The organism is Georhizobium profundi (genome assembly GCF_003952725.1).
Taxonomy (GTDB): Bacteria; Pseudomonadota; Alphaproteobacteria; order Rhizobiales; family Rhizobiaceae; genus Georhizobium; species Georhizobium profundi.
The window spans coordinates 2,749,994-2,768,626 of sequence record NZ_CP032509.1 but is presented as its reverse complement, the minus strand read 5'-3'; the positions used below and the strand labels follow the sequence as shown (position 1 = coordinate 2,768,626).

The window sequence follows — 18,633 nt, the reverse complement described above, 5'->3', positions numbered from 1 at the left end:
CGACGAAGAGAGATGCGAAGCTGCTTCAAGGCTTGCGCCAACAGGGTTAACCCGTTCTTAACGTGAAGAGCTGATTTGGGAGGATGATGGATTGGCGCTTTATCGACTGGACGACAGAGAACCAGAACTGCCCGGTGGCTTTCATTGGATCGCGGCTTCAGCGGAAGTCATCGGCGCCGTGGAGATCTGTGAGGATGTCGGCATATGGTTCAACGCTGTTCTGCGCGGCGACAACGAGTTCATTCGCGTCGGCCGGGGCTCCAACATTCAGGAAAATTGCGTCCTCCACACCGACATGGGCTTTCCCCTGAGCATCGGGGAAGGTTGCACCATCGGCCATAAGGCGATGCTGCATGGCTGCACCATCGGCGACAACAGCCTGATCGGCATGGGCGCCACGGTCCTGAACGGCGCGGTAATCGGCAAGAACTGCCTCATCGGCGCCGGGGCACTCGTGACGGAACGCAAGATCATCCCGGACAATTCCATGGTGCTAGGCTCGCCGGGGAAGGTCGTGCGCGAACTGGATGACACCGCGACCACGATGCTTCGGCTTTCGGCTGCCCACTATATCGACAATGCCAAGCGCTTTGCTGCCGGTCTCGTGCGCATCGACTGAAAAGAAAAAAGCCGGCACTCCTTGTTGGAGCGCCGGCCAGAGAGACCCGTCCACGGGGAAGCGGGACGGATCTTAGGGATTTAAATTAGCGCACGGCGCCGACAGCCATCGGATTGCGGTTGTCGTCGATCTTGTTCCAGCGGCCGGCATGGTTGCCCGCCTGGCGCTTGAGATAGGTGTATTCCGTGTCGGACCAGAGCATGACGCGCTCACGCATATTGTCGAGAATGAAGTCGCCATGGTCGGTGGTGACCGTCAGCACGGCATGACCTGAACCGTCCGGCTGCAGGACGACGGTGATTAGCAGGTGTTCGGCGGAAAAGCCGCGCTCGATCAGCATGCGGCGCTTGAGCAGGGCGTAGTCCTCGCAGTCGCCAACGCTGGTCGGGAAGTCCCAGTACTCCTCGACGCCGTAGATCTCCTGGTCCGTCAGCGGAATGATTGTCCGGTTCACTGTCGCGTTGACATGCAGCATGTCGGCCCAGGCCTGGCGGGTCAGCTGCGCCGGTGCGCCGGTGACGCCAGAAGTCGCCTGGCATTCGTGCGGCAGGCGCAGGCAGAATTCGTGATGGCCGATCGGCTGGCTCGTGGCGCCGGTGGTGACCATGTTGAGCGAGGCGGCGCCGGCACTGTTCTGTCCCAGAATGGCGCCCGTCAGAGCGATTGCCGCGAAGATTGCTTTTTGCATTTTGTTCATTGGTTGCTTCCCCGTGTTGGGAAGACATTGCCACGAACAATTTTAGATCACGCAAAATAGCATAGTAGAGTTAAGTACAAATGCGATGTTACGCGGCAAGAAATTCGAAACTATACTATACCGCATTTTATCGATTGGCGAATAACTTTCTTAACCATCGAAATCCCGGAGTTCTCGCGTTTGCAGAACGAAAAAGGCCGCCTGGCGTCGAGCGAGGCGGCCTTGTCTTGATTTGGTACAGCGACTGTTTTGGCCGAAAATCGGCTTCTTTTGAGCCAGCGGCTGGAAAATTATCCGAGATAATTTCGCAATGCTTCGGGCGGTTGAACGCGCACGAACTCCATGGCGACGCCTTCCTGGAAGTGGCGCACCACGCGGCCGCGCATCGTACCAAGTGTCAGCGGCGTGCCGAGGGCAGGGCGCACGTCGATCTCGATTGCGGCGCCGGAAAGCGACAAATCGATCACGCGGCATGCATAGCGCCGGCCGTCTTCCAGAAGGATTTCGGAACGCGCGCTGCGCGGCGTGTAGCGCTCATGGCGACGATCTTCCGGCAGGGCTAGCTCGTGCTTGTTGGCAAGCCATGTCAGCTGCGCCGCCAGCTTCTCCCGCTTGCGCTGCGTCGCGTTGAGCGTGATGGAAAATCCGCGCCCATCCGCCTCTACGACGCGGCCTTCGATACGGCCGATGTGATCGAGGTAGGCCACGATCCGCTCGTTGGTTTTCGGACGCGCGGTGCATTGAAACACCACATCACCTGGCGACATTTCCGCCGCAACGCAATCGAACTCGGAAAAATCCGCGCACATGAGGCGACCGGGCAGGTTGACGGTCACGCTTTGGAAGCGTCGATCGCCGGATGCAGTCGGGGCGCTTGGCGCCTTTTCGAGGACGAATGACATGGTGCCCCTTGGCATAAGCAGGATCTTGTCCCCAAGGTTAGGCCATATCTGTTAACAACCGGTAATATTCGCCAGTCGTCGTCGTGTAAAAATGGCGCATTGCGCGTCCGACGCGGGCTTTGTGCACGCTGTGCGTGCGAGGTGCCGTGGCCTCATTCGATTGACTTTGAGCCTCCACCGTCCCACCTCTGATCCGACGCCGATGCCGCAAAAGCGGCTCTGGCCGGACGCGGCGCAGGAGTAGTTCATCCATGACCAACGACAATGGCAGTGTGGCGCCCGGAGAACCGTTTGGCGCAGCGCCCGAGCCTGAGCGGCGTTCCGAACCGGTCTTCAATCTGCCCCGTGTCGTGGTGGTGGCACTCGGCCTGCTTTGGGCAATTCATCTGATCCGCGTCGGACTTCTGGGCCGCATTCAGGATCTGGGTCTGCTGCTGGAAACGGCGTTCATTCCGCTGCGTTATGCCGTTCCTTTGACGGATCAGTCGCCCGCATGGCTGTGGTCACCCGTCACCTATTCGCTTCTCCATGGCAGCTTTGCCCATATCATCGTGAACTCTCTCTGGCTGGTGGCGTTCGGAGCGATCGTGGCGCGCCGGATAGGCACGACGCGCTTCGTCCTGTTCTGGGTCGCGTCGGCTGTGGCTGCCGTCGCGCTGCATCTCGCCCTTCATTGGGGAGACGACGTGCCCGTCATCGGCGCGTCCGGCGTCGTTTCCGGCCTCATGGGTGCGGCCGCACGATTTGCCTTTCCGCAGAGCGGCCGCTTCAGGCGTGAAAAGGCGCACTTCCTGCCGCGACTGTCGGTGGTGGAATCGCTGAGCAACCGGACTGTCCTCGTCTATGTGGGGCTCTGGTTCGGCATCAACGCCTTGGCCGCCTTCGGCTTCGGGTCGGACCCGACCGGCACGACCCAGATCGCTTGGGAGGCGCATATCGGCGGATTCCTGTTCGGCTTCCTCGGCTTCGCCTTCTTCGATCGTCGATCCTGGGCCTGACCGTCGGCACCCCAAGGTCCTGCTTGAAAAACTTCCGCCGCCGCCGCACGATGCGCCGCGAGGGTGCTCGGACGGGTGGGGAAATTGCGTCGAGCCGCGGCATTTGGAGGAAGTGATGACAGTCAGAATCATATTGGATGAAAAGGGACGCAACGTGACCACGGTCGGTCGCGAAACGACCCTCATGGAAGCCGCGCGCGTGCTGACGCAGCAGAAGATCGGCGCGGTCGTCGTCGTCGATCCGGATCGTCACATTCTCGGCATTCTGTCCGAACGCGATATCGTGCGCGCCATCGCCGAACGTGGCAGAGACGTCATGGATCAGGACGTTGCAAGCGTCATGACGCGCAAAGTCGTCCAATGCCGCGAAGACAGTTCCATCAACGATGTGATGGAGATCATGACCAATGGCCGCTTCCGCCATCTGCCGGTCGCAGTCGACGGCAGGCTGGCCGGCATCATATCCATCGGCGACGTGGTGCGCCGGCGCATTCAGGATGTCGAGCGTGAGGCGGAAGACATGAAGGCCTATATCGCCAGCTGATAGCTCACGCCTCGCTGGCCGGAAGCTCCAGCGTGGCCAGAAGGCCGGTTCCGGCGGCGCGTTCAAGCGTGAGCGTGCCGCCATAAAGACGTGCCAGATCGTCAACGATCGAAAGGCCGAGGCCGCTGCCGGGCTTGCTTTCGTCGAAGCGCACGCCACGCGACGTCGCAGCTTGAAGAGCATCTTCCGCAAGCCCCGGACCGTCATCCCGGATCGATATGGTGATGCGACCGCCATCTATCGGTCTGGCCGTCACCAAAACCGATTTCGATGCCCACTTGCAGGCATTGTCGATCAGGTTTCCGAGCATCTCGTCGAGATCCTGTCGCTCGCCGGCAAAGGTCGGTTGGCCGTCGATGTCCACCTGCAGGGTAAGATGACGATCGGCGTGGATGCCGCGAAATACCGGAAAAAGATCGGAGATCGCTTCGCTGACCGAGACCCGCGCACCGAGCACGCCATGCGACGCCGCCGAACGCGCACGGCGAAGATGGTGGCCGATAAGCCGGTTCATCTGCTCCGTCGCATCGCGCAGGAGTGCACCGTCGGCATTGCTTGCCGTCTGGAGCCGGTTGCTCAAGACCGACAGCGGTGTCTTCAGGCCATGGGCGAGATTGCCCACATGGGTGCGCGCGCGGTCGATCACCGTCTTGTTGTGAGCGAGCAGCGCGTTGATCTCGGACGCGACCGGCGCGATCTCGACATAGGGCTGATCGGGCAAACGTTCCTTGTCGCCACGCCGCACGGCCGCAAGGTCGCGCCCGAGCTTGGCGAGCGGCTGCAATCCGAAGTGCACCTGGAGCCCGATCGCGATCGCGATTCCGGCGGCAAGCAAAGCAAGCGACAGGACGAGCGGCTGAACGATGGTCGCCACTTCGTCCTCGATCAGGTCGGCAGGCATGGCGACCACGACCCTCAGCCGGCGCGTGCCACCGGGCGCCGTGAAATCGCGTTCCTGTTTGCGGATGATCGCCCCGTTGGGCCCTGGTTCCGTGCGGGTCGTGATCGTGCCATCCGGTTCGGCGACCGCGACGCCGAGCTCGACATCCCAGAGAGAACGGGAGCGCGACAGGACACCGTTTTCGTCATTGACCTGCCAGTACCAGCCGGAAAGCGGTCGATCGAAGCGCGGATCGACGACGGAATTGGCGATGACCACATTGCCCTGCTCGTCGAACTCGGTGCCGGACATGACGGCGATCATCGTCGCCTGCAACTGCGCGTCCGCATTGCGTTCGACGAACTGGCGCAGAAGTGCCGAAATGAAAAGCCCCGCGATCAGGATCGCGACAGTCGTCCAGACCAGCGCCAGGCCAACAAGACGAAGTTTCAACGACCGTCGCGCCATATCAGGCGTTCGTAGGTGCGGAGAGGCGATATCCCTGGCCGCGGATCGTCTCGATCATGTTGCGACCGATCTTGCGCCGCAGCCGACCGATGATCACTTCGATCGAATTGAAGTCGCGATCCGTATCGCGCTCATAGAGATGTTCGCTCAGTTCGGTGCGTGTGATCGGGCGTTCAGCGTGGTGGATCAGGTAAGACAGCATCCGCGTCTCAAATGCGGTGAGCTTCAGCGGCAGGCCATCGAGCGTGATGATGGCGAGCTGCGTGTCGAGCACCAGCGGACCGCAGGTCAGTTCGCTCGTGGCATGGCCGGCCGCGCGCCGCACAAGGCTGCGGCAGCGCACGACGACCTCTTCCATGCGGAAGGGTTTGACGATGTAGTCGTCGGCACCGGCGCGAAAACCGCGCACCTTCTCCGACCAGTCGTCGCGCGCCGTCAGGATTAGAACCGGCATCAACCGCTTGCCCCGCCGCCAGCTCGTCAGGACCGAGATGCCATCCATCTTGGGCAGTCCGAGATCCAGCACGACCACATCATAGGTTTCGGTCATACCGAGGAATTCGGCCGCTTCGCCATCATGCGACGTATCGACCGCAAAGCCGGCTGCGGTCAGCGCCTCGGCGAGCTGGGCAGCGATGCGCTCATCGTCTTCCACCACAAGCGCTCTCATGGGCGTCGCCTCGCATCCACCAAACCGCGGCCGTCGGCCTCCAATATGGCACCGTCGCGTCCGTCGACACGGATCCGCAGAATGTCGCCGCGTGGCGTCAGCATGCGCAAGGCATAGACGATATCGGTGCGCTCATGCGGCCTTCCGGTATCGAGCACGGCTTCGATGACCGTTCCCTCGAACCGCTCCTGGGCGCGCTCCATAGCTTCAGCGATGGATATGGTCGCGCCTTGAGACTGGGCGAGGATCGTCGGCGCGATCGGGTTTGCCGCTACGGACGTGGTGCCCATGATCGCGATACCTGAGGCAACGACAAGTGCGAGCAAGACAGGTCGCTTGAGCCCTTTTGGAGAAGAAGGAATAACATCGGTCATCATGACCGCATGTATAGCGCTGCATCTTGAATGGAAGTTGAACCATGCGGTTGCGGTCTCGTTCAGGCCAGATGACCTAAAAGAAGGGCAAGTCGAAACGCAGTCTTTCAAACCGTTTGCGGCATCAGCAAAGGAACTGACCATGAAACGCATGCCGAACCCCATTCTTCCAATGCTCGTCGCAGCCGCGTCCCTCCCGTTCGCTGGCACTGTCGCGTTCGCGCAGACGGTGTCGATCGATCAGCTCGGCAACTCCGCTGGCATGAACATCCAAGGCGAGGTCAGCGACGTGTTCGGCAATCGTTTCGTGCTCGATGACGGCACGGGACGGGTCCTCGTCGAGATGGGGCCGGAGCGCGGTCAGGAATACGACATTCGTGCCGGCGAACGGCTTACTGTCTTTGGCGAACCGGATGGCGATGGTTTCGACGCGTTCCGAATCGTGCGCGAAGACGGTAGCGAGATCGAGGTACGCAGCGCCGATGGTCCGCCGCCATGGGGCAATGCTGAGCGTCGTCCTGCGTCAGACGGCGCGCCTGCAGGCCAGGAAGATGTTCAGCAGATTGTTTCCATGCTCGAGGCCGCGGGTCTGACAGACGTCCGTCTCGACGAGCGCAAAGGCCGCCACTATGAATTCGAGACCCGCGACGCGGACGGCCGGGAGGTCGACATCGATGTTTTCTTCGACGGGCAGATCAAGAAGATCGATGTCGAAAGCGACAGGGCGGCGCCAACCGTGGACCTGACGACGTTCTTGCCGGAGGCCATCCGCGCCGCAGTTGCCGAGCGCGGCATCGTCGACCTTCGGGAGTATGACGTGAAGCGCAACCATGCCGAAGTGGATGGTTATGATGCCGAAGGACGCGAGATCGAAATGGAGATCGCCGCCGACGGACGCATTCTCAAAGTCGAGATCGACGATGATCAGGTGCGCGCTCCACAACCAAGCGTCGATGAAAGCACTCTGCGGACGGCTGTCGAGGCCGGCGGCTATGCATGGGGCGGCGACGTTGAGCGCAAGCCGCGCCATTTCGAGGTGAGCGCCGTGAACCCGGAGGGTGAAACGGTCATGCTGCACGTGGATCTGAACGGCGAAATCTACAAGGAACAGCTTCGGCGCTGAACGTGGCATCCGGAAGATCGAAGATCGAAGCCGGCGGTTCGTGATGGACCGCCGGCTTCTTTCGTTTGGGACGCAACCCGGGAAACGTCCCCGCTGGGCGCTGTGCAACTTGCCTGATGGGGAGGTGCCGTGTAGCTTTCGCGCCGTCGGGTGGCGCTTGCCCGTTCAAGAGAGCGCGATCAATCACGGCCCAAGCGGTCGCTGGCAGTCGGTTCGGCGCGGGGAGCGCGCTTGAGAGCGGCGGCATATGGAGGAATCGGGCGGCGGCGCGTCGCCTGTGTTTGCAGCAGAAAAACGCGGGCGAGAGACCCGTCATGTGGAGGAGATAAAACGATGTCGAAACTGATGAAGAAGGCTGTCCTTGGCGGGATGGTCCTGGCAATCGGTGCATTTCCGGGCGCCGCAAGCGCGCAGCAGTTCATCAACGTGCTGACCGGCGGCACGTCGGGGGTCTATTATCCCCTGGGCGTTGCGATGTCCGAGATCTACGGCGACAACATCGAAGGCGTTCGGACCCAGGTCCAGGCCACCAAGGCATCGGTCGAGAACCTCAATCTCCTTGAACAGGGCAGAGGCGAGATCGGTTTCTCGCTCGGCGATTCCCTCGTCATGGGCTGGGAAGGCAACGAGGAGGCCGGCTTCCGTGCACCTCTGCAGAAGCTGCGCCGTGTTGCAGCGATCTACCCGAACTATCTCCAGCTCGTCGCGACGGCTGATTCCGGCATCACGACGCTCGCCGATCTGGAAGGCCGTACCCTGTCGGTCGGCGCACCGGCTTCAGGCACGGAGTTGAACACCCGCGCCATTCTTGGCGCCGCCGACATGACCTACGAGGATCTCGGTCAGGTCCAGTATCTGCCTTTCGCCGAATCCGTCGAACTGATGAAGAACCGTCAGCTGGATGCGACCCTGCAGTCTGCTGGTCTCGGTGTCGCATCGATCCAGGATCTTTCTACGACCAACCCGACGACCATCGTCGAAATCCCTTCGGAACTGGTGGAATCGATCGGCGCGCCTTACGCGCCTGCGATCATTCCTGCCGGCACCTATGAGGGCCAGGATGAGGACGTGGAGACCGCATCGGTCATCAATTACCTCGTGACCCACGAAGATGTGGACGAGGAGACCGTCTACCAGATGACCAAGCTGCTCTACGAAAACCTCGATCGGATGGCGTCTGCGCATTCGGCAGCCGCGGAGATCGACATTCAGAATGCCGTCGATGAAAACCCCGTACCGCTCCATCCGGGCGCCGAGCGCTACTATCGCGAGCAGGGCCTTATCGACTGACATGTCGGCCAAATAGCGATGACTGACATCCAGCGTCCCGGGCTTCCCGGGGCGCTGATTGCGTATCGCCCCACAGAATCAAACGGCGCGCGGCGCCACATTTGCCGCCTGCAAGTTGCTCAGCGAGTGAAAGACCATGACATCCACCGATCGCGATTTGCCTTTGCAGGCCGAACTGCAGGCACCGGCTGAAGCATCGGAGGCCGAACACGGCCTGCCTGGAGGGTTCGGACAGGGGCTGGAGGGGCGCATTGTCTTCCTGATCGCCATTGCATTCTCGGTCTTCCAACTGTGGTTTGCCGCTTACCATTCGCTGCCCAGCCAGACGGTTCGCGCGCTGCATGTCGGCTTCGTGCTGCTTCTCGGCTTCTCCCTCATTGCCAGCCTCAAGGGTGGCCCACTACCGCTGCGCATCGCGCTGTGGAGTGCCGGCATCGTGGGCTTTCTGACCGGCGTCTATCACTACGTCTTCTACGAGGATCTCATTCTGCGCGAGGGCGGCTGGCTCATCACGCAGGACCTCGTGGTCGGCTCGGTCATGATTGCGCTCGTCTTCGAAGCGACGCGCCGCCTGATGGGGATCGCGTTGCCGATCATTGCCGGCATCTTTCTGATTTACGGCATGTTCGGCGAATATTTCCCCGGGGTGCTGGCCCATCGCGGCTACGGCTTCGACCAAATCATCGGCCATCTCGGCTTCGGCACCGAAGGCATCTACGGCACGCCGGTCTACGTCTCGGCAACCTACATCTTCCTGTTCATCCTCTTCGGCTCATTCCTCGAGCGGGCAGGGATGATCAAACTTTTCACCGATGTTTCGCTCGGCATGGTTGGCCACACGCGCGGCGGACCGGCGAAAGTGGCCGTCGTCTCGTCGGGCTTCATGGGCACGATTTCGGGTTCCGGTGTCGCGAACGTCGTCACCACCGGCCAGTTCACCATCCCGTTGATGAAACGCTTTGGCTACAAGCCGGCCTTCGCCGGCGGCGTCGAGGCCGTGTCGTCCATGGGCGGGCAGATCATGCCCCCGGTCATGGGTGCGGTCGCCTTCATCATGGCCGAAACGCTGAACATTCCCTACCGCGAAGTGGTGATCGCCGCGATCATCCCGGCGGTCCTCTATTTCTTCTCGGCCTTCTGGATGGTGCATCTGGAAGCCGGCAAACGCGGTCTGGTCGGCATGCGCCGCGACCAGCTGCCGAGCGCTATCGGTGCGCTGCGGGCAGGTTGGTACCTGATCATTCCTCTGGCGGCGCTCGTCTATCTGCTGTTCACGGGCTACACGCCGCTCTTTGCCGGCACGATGGGTCTTGCCCTTACGGCTGTCCTCATCCTCGGCGGCGCCATCGCGCGCGGGCTGCCCGGCCAGGCGATCCGCTTTCTGTTCTGGATCCTGCTCGGACTGCTCTGCGCCGCGTTCTTTCAGTATGGCGTCAACGTCATCATCACCACGATCGCGGTGCTTATCGCCGTCAATGCCTTCGTCAAGGGCGGTCGGCAGACGCTCGCCGATTGCCGCGACGCCCTGGCGGACGGTGCCAAGAATGCCCTTCCGGTCGCGATCGCCTGCGCCATGGTCGGCGTCATCATCGGCATCCTCACCCTGACCGGTTCGGCCTCGACATTCGCTTCCTTCATCGTCCGCATCGGTGAAACGAACCTCTTTCTGTCGCTCGTTTTGACGATGATCACCTGTCTCATCCTCGGCATGGGCATCCCGACGATCCCGAACTACATCATCACGTCGTCGATCGCCGGCCCGGCGCTGCTAGAGCTCGGCGTACCGCTGCTCGTCAGCCACATGTTCGTGTTCTATTTCGGCATCCTTGCCGATCTGACGCCGCCGGTCGCACTCGCCGCCTTCGCCGCAGCTCCGATCGCAAAGGAGTCAGGCATGAAGATCGGCATGCAGGCGGTAAAGATCGCGCTCGCGGGCTTCGTCATCCCCTTCATGGCGGTCTATACCCCAGCGCTCATGATGCAGGACGGCGGCCCGCTCGCCGATGCGATCGGCTTCTGGCCGGCCGTCGCCTACATCGTCTTCAAGACCGTGATCTCGATTTCGCTCTGGGGGGCTGCCGCGATCGGCTTCATGTTTGCACCGCTTGCCTGGTGGGAACGGCTGCTGGCGACAGCCGCTGCCTTCTCACTCGTTCTGGCTATGCCGATCACCGATGAAGTGGGCTTCGCGCTTGCTGCCCTGTTCCTGGCTCTGCAATGGTGGCGCGGCCGCAGGAGCCGCGAGCAGGCCACGGTCGCCGGCGAATGAGCCTCTGCCTGAGCGCGGCGGGCAAAACCGTCGCGCTCGCGCTTGAAGCGTTTTCCCTCGTCTGGACGCACTCGGTGGAAAAGACCGAATGGCGCGAGGAGTGGCGCATCGCCGATGGTCTGTTGGTCATCGAGCGCGCGCATGTTCAGGGCACTGGTGCCGGAATGGAAATTCCAGCCGGTGCGCAGTTGATCGATAGGGCATGGGTCTACGAGCCCGACCTTTCACCCCGGCCGTCCGTGATCTTCTCGGATGCAGGGCAAGGCAGCGACTGGCAGATATGCGCCATGCACCGTTGCCGCGCGATGGGCACGCTTCTGCCTGTCTCCGGCACAATCCTGGAAATGAAGGCCTGCAATGGACCTGGTCAGCCGCTGTTTGAGGACTGACAGCCGACCCCGCGTTCGAGCGCCACGGCGCGTAGAACCTTCCTCAAGCGAAACCGCTCGAACGGCACCGGCGCACTGCGATAGCGTGCGGTGAGAAGGTCCTCGTCGAGCTCATCGATCGCGGCTCGAATATCGTCGTTGCTCACTGCCTGATCATCAACCAGAAAGCGCACCATCTTATCGAAGCTGTCCGACGTCATGTCGATCTCCAAAGGCATGAGGTTATGCCCCCGAACTCGCTAAAATGGCAGAACTCCAGCGCTTATAAAGCCGGCTTCCCCAACGCCCTCGCGAGACGGCTAACGAGTGCTTTTCGTCTGTACCATTTTCGGCCACCGGCAAGCCCGGGTAACGGCCTGGAATGCTCCCCGCATAGTGCGTCGCATCATTCCCTTGTGCGCCGCAATGACCGCAATGCAGCAATTAACACGAAACAGGTTAACGTACAAAAATCTTCGTCTTTTCAGTCACTTCCGCTGCATTGAAGCTATGCATTTGCGCTGTTGCTGGTCGTTTCGCTTTGGCATAGGTTCGGTGTAACGAAATGCGTCTCAGGGAGGAAATGCATGGCCACGCGCAAGCCCGCGTCAACGGCTGCACGCCGTACGTCATCTGCCCGCACATCCGCATCCGTTCGCCAGCAGACGAAGAAGTCGTCACCTGTCGGACAGATCATCGCGCCTCCGGCGCCGGAGGAGTTCACCAAGGAGCGTGAACTGCAGGCCTACAACGACATGCTGCTGATCCGGCGTTTCGAAGAGAAGGCCGGCCAGCTCTACGGCATGGGCTTCATCGGCGGTTTCTGCCACCTCTACATCGGTCAGGAAGCTGTCGTCATCGGCATGCAGATGGCGCTGAAAGAGGGCGATCAGGTCATCACGGGCTACCGTGACCATGGCCACATGCTCGCCACCGGCATGAGCCCGCGCGGCGTCATGGCCGAACTGACCGGCCGCAGGGATGGCTATTCCCGCGGCAAGGGCGGCTCCATGCACATGTTCTCCAAGGAGAAGGGCTTCTACGGCGGTCACGGCATCGTCGGTGGCCAGGTCTCGCTCGGCACCGGGCTTGCCTTTGCCAACAGCTACCGCGGCAACGACAACATCTCGCTAACCTATTTCGGTGATGGCGCGGCCAACCAGGGCCAAGTCTACGAGAGCTTCAACATGGCGGCGCTCTGGAAACTGCCCGTCGTCTACATCGTCGAAAACAACCGCTACGCCATGGGCACATCGGTGTCGCGTGCTTCGGCCCAGACCGATTTCTCGCAGCGCGGCGCATCGTTCAACATCCCAGGCATTCAGGTGGACGGCATGGACGTGCGCGCGGTCAAGGCCGCCGGCGACCTCGCCGCCGAGCACTGCCGTTCGGGCAAGGGCCCGATCATTCTGGAAATGCTGACCTACCGGTACCGCGGCCACTCCATGTCGGACCCTGCGAAATACCGCACCAAGGACGAAGTGCAGAAAATGCGCTCCGAGCAGGACCCGATCGAGCAGGTGCGCAAGCGGATCCTCGACAATGCATGGGCGAGCGAAGACGAACTGAAGGCGATGGATAAGAAGATCCGCGACATCGTGGCCGATAGCGCCGATTTCGCGCAGTCAAATCCAGAGCCGGATCCGTCCGAGCTTTACACCGACATCCTCATCTAAGGTTGGGAGCCGCCCATGTCTGTTGAAATTCTGATGCCGGCGCTGTCCCCGACGATGGAAGAGGGCACGCTGTCGAAATGGTTGAAAAAGGAAGGCGATACGGTCACCGCCGGTGACGTCATCGCCGAGATCGAGACCGATAAGGCGACGATGGAAGTCGAAGCCGTCGATGAAGGTACGATCGCCAAGATCGTGGTTCCGGAGGGCACCGAGAACGTCAAGGTGAATGCCGTCATCGCGATCCTTGCCGAAGAGGGCGAAGACGCATCGGCCGCTGCGTCCGGTGGTGACAAGAAGGCAGAAGCCGAAGCGCCTGCCGAAGCGGAAGCTCCCAAGACGGAGTCGAAAGGCGAGGCCGAAGGCGCCAAGGAAAGCGGCAAGGTCCCGGCGCAGCCCAAGGTCGAAGCGCAGTCCGATCCGGATATTCCGGAAGGCACCGAAATGGTATCGACGACGGTGCGAGAAGCGCTCCGCGACGCCATGGCCGAGGAGATGCGCCGCGACAAGGACGTCTTCATCATGGGTGAAGAAGTCGCCGAATATCAGGGCGCCTACAAGATCACACAGGGGCTGCTGGACGAGTTTGGCGCCAAGCGCGTGGTCGATACGCCGATCACCGAGCACGGCTTTGCCGGCGTAGGCGTCGGTGCCGCCATGTCTGGACTGAAGCCGATCGTCGAATTCATGACGTTCAACTTCGCCATGCAGGCGATCGACCACATCGTCAATTCGGCTGCCAAGACCCTTTACATGGCCGGTGGCCAGATGGGTGCGCCGATCGTCTTCCGTGGACCGAATGGCGCCGCAGCTCGCGTCGGTGCACAGCACTCGCAGTGCTATGCCGCATGGTACGGCCACATCCCGGGCCTCAAGGTTGTCATGCCTTATACGGCAGCCGACGCCAAGGGCCTGCTCAAGGCTGCTATTCGCGATCCCAACCCGATCATCTTCCTCGAAAACGAAATCCTCTACGGCCAGAGCTTCGACGTCCCGAAGATGGACGATTTCGTCCTGCCGATCGGCAAGGCCCGCATCCACAAAAAGGGTACGGACGTCACGATCGTCTCTTTCGGCATCGGCATGACCTATGCGGTCAAGGCCATGGACGAACTGGCCGGACTGGGCATCGATGTCGAGTTGATCGACCTGCGCACCATCCGCCCGATGGATCTGCCGACCGTCATCGAATCGGTGAAGAAGACGGGTCGTTTGGTCACCGTGGAAGAAGGTTTCCCGCAATCGTCCGTCGGCACCGAGATCGCCACGCGCGTGATGCAGCAGGCGTTCGATTATCTGGACGCGCCGATCATCACGATAGCAGGCAAGGACGTGCCGATGCCTTACGCCGCCAACCTGGAAAAGCTCGCTCTGCCGAACGTCCAGGAAGTCGTCGATGCTGTGAAAGCCGTGACTTACAAAGCCTGAGGGAGGGCAAGAGATGCCGATCAACATCACGATGCCCGCGCTCTCTCCCACGATGGAAGAGGGCAATCTCGCAAAATGGCTGGTCAAGGAGGGAGACAAGGTCTCCTCCGGTGACGTCATCGCTGAGATCGAGACCGACAAGGCGACGATGGAAGTCGAAGCCGTCGACGAAGGCACGGTCGCAAAGCTCGTTGTGCCGGCCGGCACCGAAGGCGTGAAGGTCAACGCCGTCATCGCCATTCTGGCCGAAGAGGGCGAAGACGCCGCTGCGGCCGCCAAGGGCGACGGTTCTGAGGTGAAAACCGAGGCGAAATCGGCACAGCCCGAGCAAAAGCCGGAACAACCGAAATCCGAGGAAAAGGCGGAGAAGCCAGCAGAAGCGGCAAAGCCGGTGGCCGACCAGGCGCCCGTCGCGGCTACTCCGGCACCGAAGAAAGACGGCGAACGCATTTTCGCCTCGCCGCTCGCCCGTCGCCTCGCCAAGGAAAGCGGCCTCGACCTCACCGCTGTCTCGGGCTCCGGTCCGAAAGGCCGCATCGTGAAGGCCGATATCGAGGCAGCCGCCAAAGGTGGCGCGCCGAAGGCAGCGGCAAGCGCGACGCAGGCCCCGTCTATATCGGCCGCAGCACCGGCTCCGATGGCGAAAGGCGCCAGCGACGAACAGGTTCTCAAGAACTTCGCCGAAGGCTCCTACGAGCTCGTCCCGCATGACGGCATGCGCAAGACCATCGCCAAGCGGCTGGTCGAGTCCAAGCAGACCGTTCCGCACTTCTATGTATCGGTCGATTGCGAGCTTGACGCGCTTCTGGCGCTGCGCAAGCAGTTGAACGACGCCGCTCCCGTGCGCGACGACAAGCCCGCCTACAAGCTTTCGGTCAACGATCTGGTGATTAAGGCACTCGCCTTGGCCCTGAGGGACGTGCCGGACGCGAATGTGTCCTGGACCGAAAGCGCGATGGTCAAGCACAAGCACGCCGATGTCGGCGTTGCCGTGTCGATCCCGGGCGGCTTGATCACGCCGATCATCCGCAAGGCCGAGGAGAAGTCGCTGTCTGCGATTTCGAACGAGATGAAGGATCTCGGCAAGCGCGCCCGCGACCGCAAGCTGAAGCCCGAGGAGTATCAGGGCGGAACGTCCGCGGTCTCCAACATGGGCATGATGGGCGTCAAGAACTTCTCCGCCGTCATCAACCCGCCGCACGCCACCATCCTTGCGGTTGGCGCTGGTGAGAAGCGGCCGGTCGTGAAGAATGGCGAGCTGGCGATTGCGGAGGTCATGACCGTCACGCTCTCGACCGACCATCGCTGCGTCGACGGCGCGCTCGGAGCCGAACTGATCGGCGCCTTCAAGCGCTACATCGAAAACCCGATGGGAATGCTGGTCTAGGGGTATCAATGATACGAGAAGTCTGGGACAGACTGAGCGCAGATCCAGCGAAGTACTTGGGGCTCGCATCTACCTCAGGGCTTCTCGTATCAACTATTTATTATGCAGGTTATTTTTCGGCTACAGATTATCGGTACATTCTACTGCTAGGTGCGAAGGATCTAATTATAAGCTCCATTTTTTTTGGAGGATTTTTGTTTGGCATAGTATGTGGTGTCGTTTCCGCGTATGCCGACCGAGTGTTGGATAGGACACCGGAGCATGTAATTCGCGACTTTCGCTCAGATCCAATAAACGGATCGTTGAGCATCTTGGAAAGAATTATATCCCATGCCATTAATAAGGTAGGATATTTTGGAATTCTATTGCCAGTTTTGCCTTTGATGATATTGGTATACACGTTCCCATCACAGCTGATAATAGTATACGTTGGTCTAGTGACGTTCATTGCGTTAGTTCTTTTAAAAAGGACAGCCGAGCATAATATTTATTTTGGAATTGTAGTTAGTTTGCTGGCTGCCGTCTCTGTCGTGTTTTTTGCTGGCCGCGCCAGTGGCGCGGTGAATTCACGGACGTCAGATAATTCGTTTATGACAGTTAATGGTGGCTCGACGGAAAGCTGCACGATGTATTTTATAAGTTCAAGCATCGTCCTTTGTGCTGGCGACAACGCAATGTATATCACGTCTCCAGAAGGCTTGAAATTCTGGGCTCAGCCTCAATGAAAACCATCCTCTGCTTCGGCGATTCCCTCACCTGGGGCACCGATGCCGCCACGGGCGGTCGGCACAGCTATGCCGATCGCTGGCCGTCCTCGTTGAAGGCGCATCTCGGTGGTGAGGTCGACGTCATCGCCGAAGGTCTTGGCGGCCGCACGACGGCCTATGACGATCCGACGGCTCTTGCCGAACGGGCCGGGACCAAGATCCTGCCGACGCTTCTTTCGAGCCATGAACCGATCGATCTCGTCATCATCATGCTCGGCACCAACGATCTGAAAGCGAAGGTCGCCGGCCGCGCCATCGATGCGATGCTCGGCATGGAGCGCCTGGTGGAGCAGGTGAAGCATCACACCTGGCGCCCACTCTACGATGCGCCGGAAGTCCTGATCGTCGCGCCGCCGATCATTTGCGAGACCGCCGATCCGATCTTCTCGGCGATGTACAGCGGCGCGATTGAACAGTCCGAGATGCTTGGGTCTTTCTACGCCGATCTCGCAGACGAAATGGGCTGCGGCTTTTTCGATGCATCGTCGGTCGCCGTGACGACCCCGATCGACGGCGTGCATCTCGATGCAGACAACACACGCGCCATAGGCAAGGGCATAGCGCCGATCGTTCGGGTCATGCTCGGGATCTAGAGCGTTTCCAGGTGAAGTGAAAAGGATAGGGACATGGCCGAAAGCTACGACGTCATCATCATCGGTTCGGGCCCCGGCGGCTACGTCACCGCGATCCGCGCTGCCCAGCTGGGCTTCAAGACGGCGATCGTCGAGCGCGAGCATCTGGGCGGCATCTGCCTGAACTGGGGCTGCATCCCGACCAAGGCGCTTCTGCGCTCGGCCGAAATCCTCGATCACGCCAACCATGCCAAGGATTACGGCCTGACGCTGGAAGGCAAGATGACCGCCAAGGTGGAGGATGTGGTCAAGCGCTCCCGTGGCGTCTCGCTGCGTCTCAATGGCGGCGTCGGCTTCCTGATGAAGAAGAACAAGATCGACGTCATCTGGGGCGAAGCCGAACTGACAAAGCCCGGCGAGATCAAGGTCTCGGCGATGAAGAAGAAGCCAGTCGAGCCTCAGCCGCCGGTGCCCAAGGGCACGAAGGATGAGGGGACCTACACCGCCAAGCACATCATCCTGGCGACCGGCGCACGGCCCCGCACGCTGCCCGGCATCGAGCCTGACGGCAAGCTGATCTGGACCTATTTCGAAGCCATGGTGCCGCAGGAGATGCCGAAATCGTTGTTGGTCATGGGCTCTGGCGCCATCGGCATCGAATTCGCATCATTCTACCGGTCGATGGGCGTCGACGTCACTGTCGTCGAATTGATGCCGAATATCATGCCGGTCGAGGATGCGGAGATTTCGGCCATCGCCCGCAAGGCGCTCGAAAAGCGCGGCATGAAGATCATCACAGAGGCGAAGGTCAGCAAGGTTGACAAGGCAGCCAACTCGGTCACGGCCCATATCGAGACCAAGGATGGCAAAACCCAGACGATCACCGCCGACCGTCTGATCTCGGCCGTTGGTGTTCAGGGCAACATCGAAAATCTCGGGCTCGAAAAGCTTGGCGTGAAGACCGACCGCGGCTGCGTGGTCACCGACGGCTACGGCAAGACCAATGTCGCCGGGCTATATGCGATCGGAGACGTTGCAGGGCCGCCGATGCTCGCCCACAAGGCCGAGCATGAAGGCGTGATCTGCATCGAGAAGATCGCGGGCGTCCCAGGCGTGCATGCCATGGACAAGAACAAGATCCCGGGCTGCACCTATTGCCACCCGCAGGTTGCGTCGGTCGGCCTGACGGAAGCCAAGGCAAAGGAAGCCGGTCGCGATGTCCGTGTCGGACGCTTCCAATTTGCCGCAAACGGCAAGGCGATCGCGCTCGGTGAAGACAACGGGCTGATCAAGACGATCTTCGACAAGAAGACCGGCGAACTTCTCGGTGCCCATATGGTCGGTGCAGAAGTGACGGAGCTCATCCAGGGTTTTGTGGTCGCCATGAACCTTGAGACCACCGAAGAGGATCTCATGCACACGATCTTCCCGCATCCGACGCTGTCGGAAATGATGAAGGAAAGCGTGCTCGACGCCTATGGCCGTGTTTTAAACGCCTGATCCACGTCTGCCGGTCCATCAGCAAATTCGAAGACACCGGGAACCGCGAGGGCCTTTGTAACGTTTTAAGCCCGACTTCTAATTGATGGAAAAGGAGATGGGGT

At 60.8% G+C, this 18,633-nt stretch carries 18 protein-coding genes; 12 read left to right on the top strand and 6 right to left on the bottom strand.

Annotation, left to right across the window (positions count from 1 at the left end; genetic code table 11):
• Window positions 1-91: 91 nt before the first annotated feature.
• The gene (locus D5400_RS13280; RefSeq protein WP_126010448.1) at window positions 92-619 is read left to right on the top strand and encodes a gamma carbonic anhydrase family protein; all 528 of its coding nucleotides are present in this window, start codon (window positions 92-94) and stop codon (window positions 617-619) included.
• Between the two features lie 85 nt (window positions 620-704).
• Here D5400_RS13280 and D5400_RS13275 read toward each other — a convergent pair whose 3' ends face one another.
• Both D5400_RS13275 and D5400_RS13270 read right to left on the bottom strand, forming a co-directional pair.
• Window positions 705-1,316 carry a transglutaminase-like cysteine peptidase gene (locus D5400_RS13275; RefSeq protein ID WP_126010447.1) on the bottom strand — a complete coding sequence of 204 codons (612 nt, stop codon included), beginning with the start codon at window positions 1,314-1,316 and terminating at the stop codon, window positions 705-707.
• Window positions 1,317-1,606: 290 nt separating this feature from the next.
• Entirely contained in the window at window positions 1,607-2,218 is a 612-nt protein-coding gene (locus tag D5400_RS13270; protein ID WP_245451295.1) for a PilZ domain-containing protein, read from the bottom strand.
• Between the two features lie 251 nt (window positions 2,219-2,469).
• Here D5400_RS13270 and D5400_RS13265 point away from each other — a divergent pair, with 251 nt between their 5' ends.
• Window positions 2,470-3,216: a rhomboid family intramembrane serine protease gene (locus D5400_RS13265; RefSeq protein ID WP_126010446.1), complete on the top strand. Its 747-nt coding sequence runs from the start codon at window positions 2,470-2,472 to the stop codon at window positions 3,214-3,216.
• 115 nt (window positions 3,217-3,331) lie between these two features.
• Window positions 3,332-3,760 carry a CBS domain-containing protein gene (locus tag D5400_RS13260; RefSeq protein WP_126010445.1) on the top strand — a complete coding sequence of 143 codons (429 nt, stop codon included), beginning with the start codon at window positions 3,332-3,334 and terminating at the stop codon, window positions 3,758-3,760.
• Between the two features lie 4 nt (window positions 3,761-3,764).
• On the opposite strand, the gene D5400_RS13255 is transcribed toward D5400_RS13260, so the two are convergent.
• Genes D5400_RS13255 through D5400_RS13245 form a run of 3 tightly spaced genes read right to left on the bottom strand, consistent with a single transcriptional unit; the run spans window position 3,765 to window position 6,068 of the window.
• Entirely contained in the window at window positions 3,765-5,093 is a 1,329-nt protein-coding gene (locus D5400_RS13255) for a sensor histidine kinase (RefSeq protein ID WP_164527890.1), read from the bottom strand.
• 16 nt (window positions 5,094-5,109) lie between these two features.
• Window positions 5,110-5,778 (bottom strand): response regulator, encoded by a 669-nt coding sequence (locus D5400_RS13250; protein ID WP_126010443.1) that lies wholly within the window; start codon window positions 5,776-5,778, stop codon window positions 5,110-5,112.
• The gene (locus D5400_RS13245) at window positions 5,775-6,068 is read right to left on the bottom strand and encodes a PepSY domain-containing protein (RefSeq protein ID WP_126010442.1); all 294 of its coding nucleotides are present in this window, start codon (window positions 6,066-6,068) and stop codon (window positions 5,775-5,777) included. The genes D5400_RS13250 and D5400_RS13245 overlap by 4 nt, the downstream gene beginning before the upstream one ends.
• Here D5400_RS13245 and D5400_RS13240 point away from each other — a divergent pair.
• The 4 genes from D5400_RS13240 (at window position 6,067) to D5400_RS13225 (ending at window position 11,223) form a co-directional block, all read left to right on the top strand.
• Complete coding sequence (locus tag D5400_RS13240) at window positions 6,067-7,275, top strand: hypothetical protein (protein WP_126010441.1); 1,209 nt, start codon at window positions 6,067-6,069, stop codon at window positions 7,273-7,275. The genes D5400_RS13245 and D5400_RS13240 overlap by 2 nt on opposite strands.
• Before the next feature lie 345 nt (window positions 7,276-7,620).
• The gene (locus D5400_RS13235; protein WP_425364929.1) at window positions 7,621-8,565 is read left to right on the top strand and encodes a TAXI family TRAP transporter solute-binding subunit; all 945 of its coding nucleotides are present in this window, start codon (window positions 7,621-7,623) and stop codon (window positions 8,563-8,565) included.
• Between the two features lie 136 nt (window positions 8,566-8,701).
• Complete coding sequence (locus tag D5400_RS13230; RefSeq protein ID WP_126010439.1) at window positions 8,702-10,834, top strand: TRAP transporter permease; 2,133 nt, start codon at window positions 8,702-8,704, stop codon at window positions 10,832-10,834.
• Entirely contained in the window at window positions 10,831-11,223 is a 393-nt protein-coding gene (locus tag D5400_RS13225; RefSeq protein ID WP_164527889.1) for a DUF1850 domain-containing protein, read from the top strand. Before D5400_RS13230 ends, D5400_RS13225 begins: the two co-directional genes overlap by 4 nt.
• On the opposite strand, the gene D5400_RS13220 is transcribed toward D5400_RS13225, so the two are convergent.
• Complete coding sequence (locus D5400_RS13220) at window positions 11,202-11,423, bottom strand: hypothetical protein (RefSeq protein ID WP_126010437.1); 222 nt, start codon at window positions 11,421-11,423, stop codon at window positions 11,202-11,204. The two genes, D5400_RS13225 and D5400_RS13220, sit on opposite strands and share 22 nt — an antisense overlap.
• Before the next feature lie 534 nt (window positions 11,424-11,957).
• Between D5400_RS13220 and pdhA the strand changes: the two genes are divergently transcribed.
• The 5 genes from pdhA (at window position 11,958) to lpdA (ending at window position 18,529) form a co-directional block, all read left to right on the top strand.
• Window positions 11,958-12,878 carry a pyruvate dehydrogenase (acetyl-transferring) E1 component subunit alpha gene (pdhA, locus tag D5400_RS13215; protein ID WP_425364928.1) on the top strand — a complete coding sequence of 307 codons (921 nt, stop codon included), beginning with the start codon at window positions 11,958-11,960 and terminating at the stop codon, window positions 12,876-12,878.
• A gap of 15 nt (window positions 12,879-12,893) precedes the next feature.
• Window positions 12,894-14,303 (top strand): pyruvate dehydrogenase complex E1 component subunit beta, encoded by a 1,410-nt coding sequence (locus D5400_RS13210; RefSeq protein ID WP_126010435.1) that lies wholly within the window; start codon window positions 12,894-12,896, stop codon window positions 14,301-14,303.
• Between the two features lie 13 nt (window positions 14,304-14,316).
• Window positions 14,317-15,690, top strand: coding sequence for a pyruvate dehydrogenase complex dihydrolipoamide acetyltransferase (locus D5400_RS13205; protein WP_126010434.1), 1,374 nt, complete (start codon window positions 14,317-14,319; stop codon window positions 15,688-15,690).
• A 721-nt stretch (window positions 15,691-16,411) separates the two neighbouring features.
• The gene (locus tag D5400_RS13200) at window positions 16,412-17,050 is read left to right on the top strand and encodes an SGNH/GDSL hydrolase family protein (RefSeq protein WP_126010433.1); all 639 of its coding nucleotides are present in this window, start codon (window positions 16,412-16,414) and stop codon (window positions 17,048-17,050) included.
• 33 nt (window positions 17,051-17,083) lie between these two features.
• On the top strand, window positions 17,084-18,529 hold the full coding sequence (gene lpdA / locus D5400_RS13195; protein WP_126010432.1) for a dihydrolipoyl dehydrogenase: 1,446 nt from the start codon (window positions 17,084-17,086) through the stop codon (window positions 18,527-18,529).
• The last annotated feature ends 104 nt before the right edge of the window (window positions 18,530-18,633 follow it).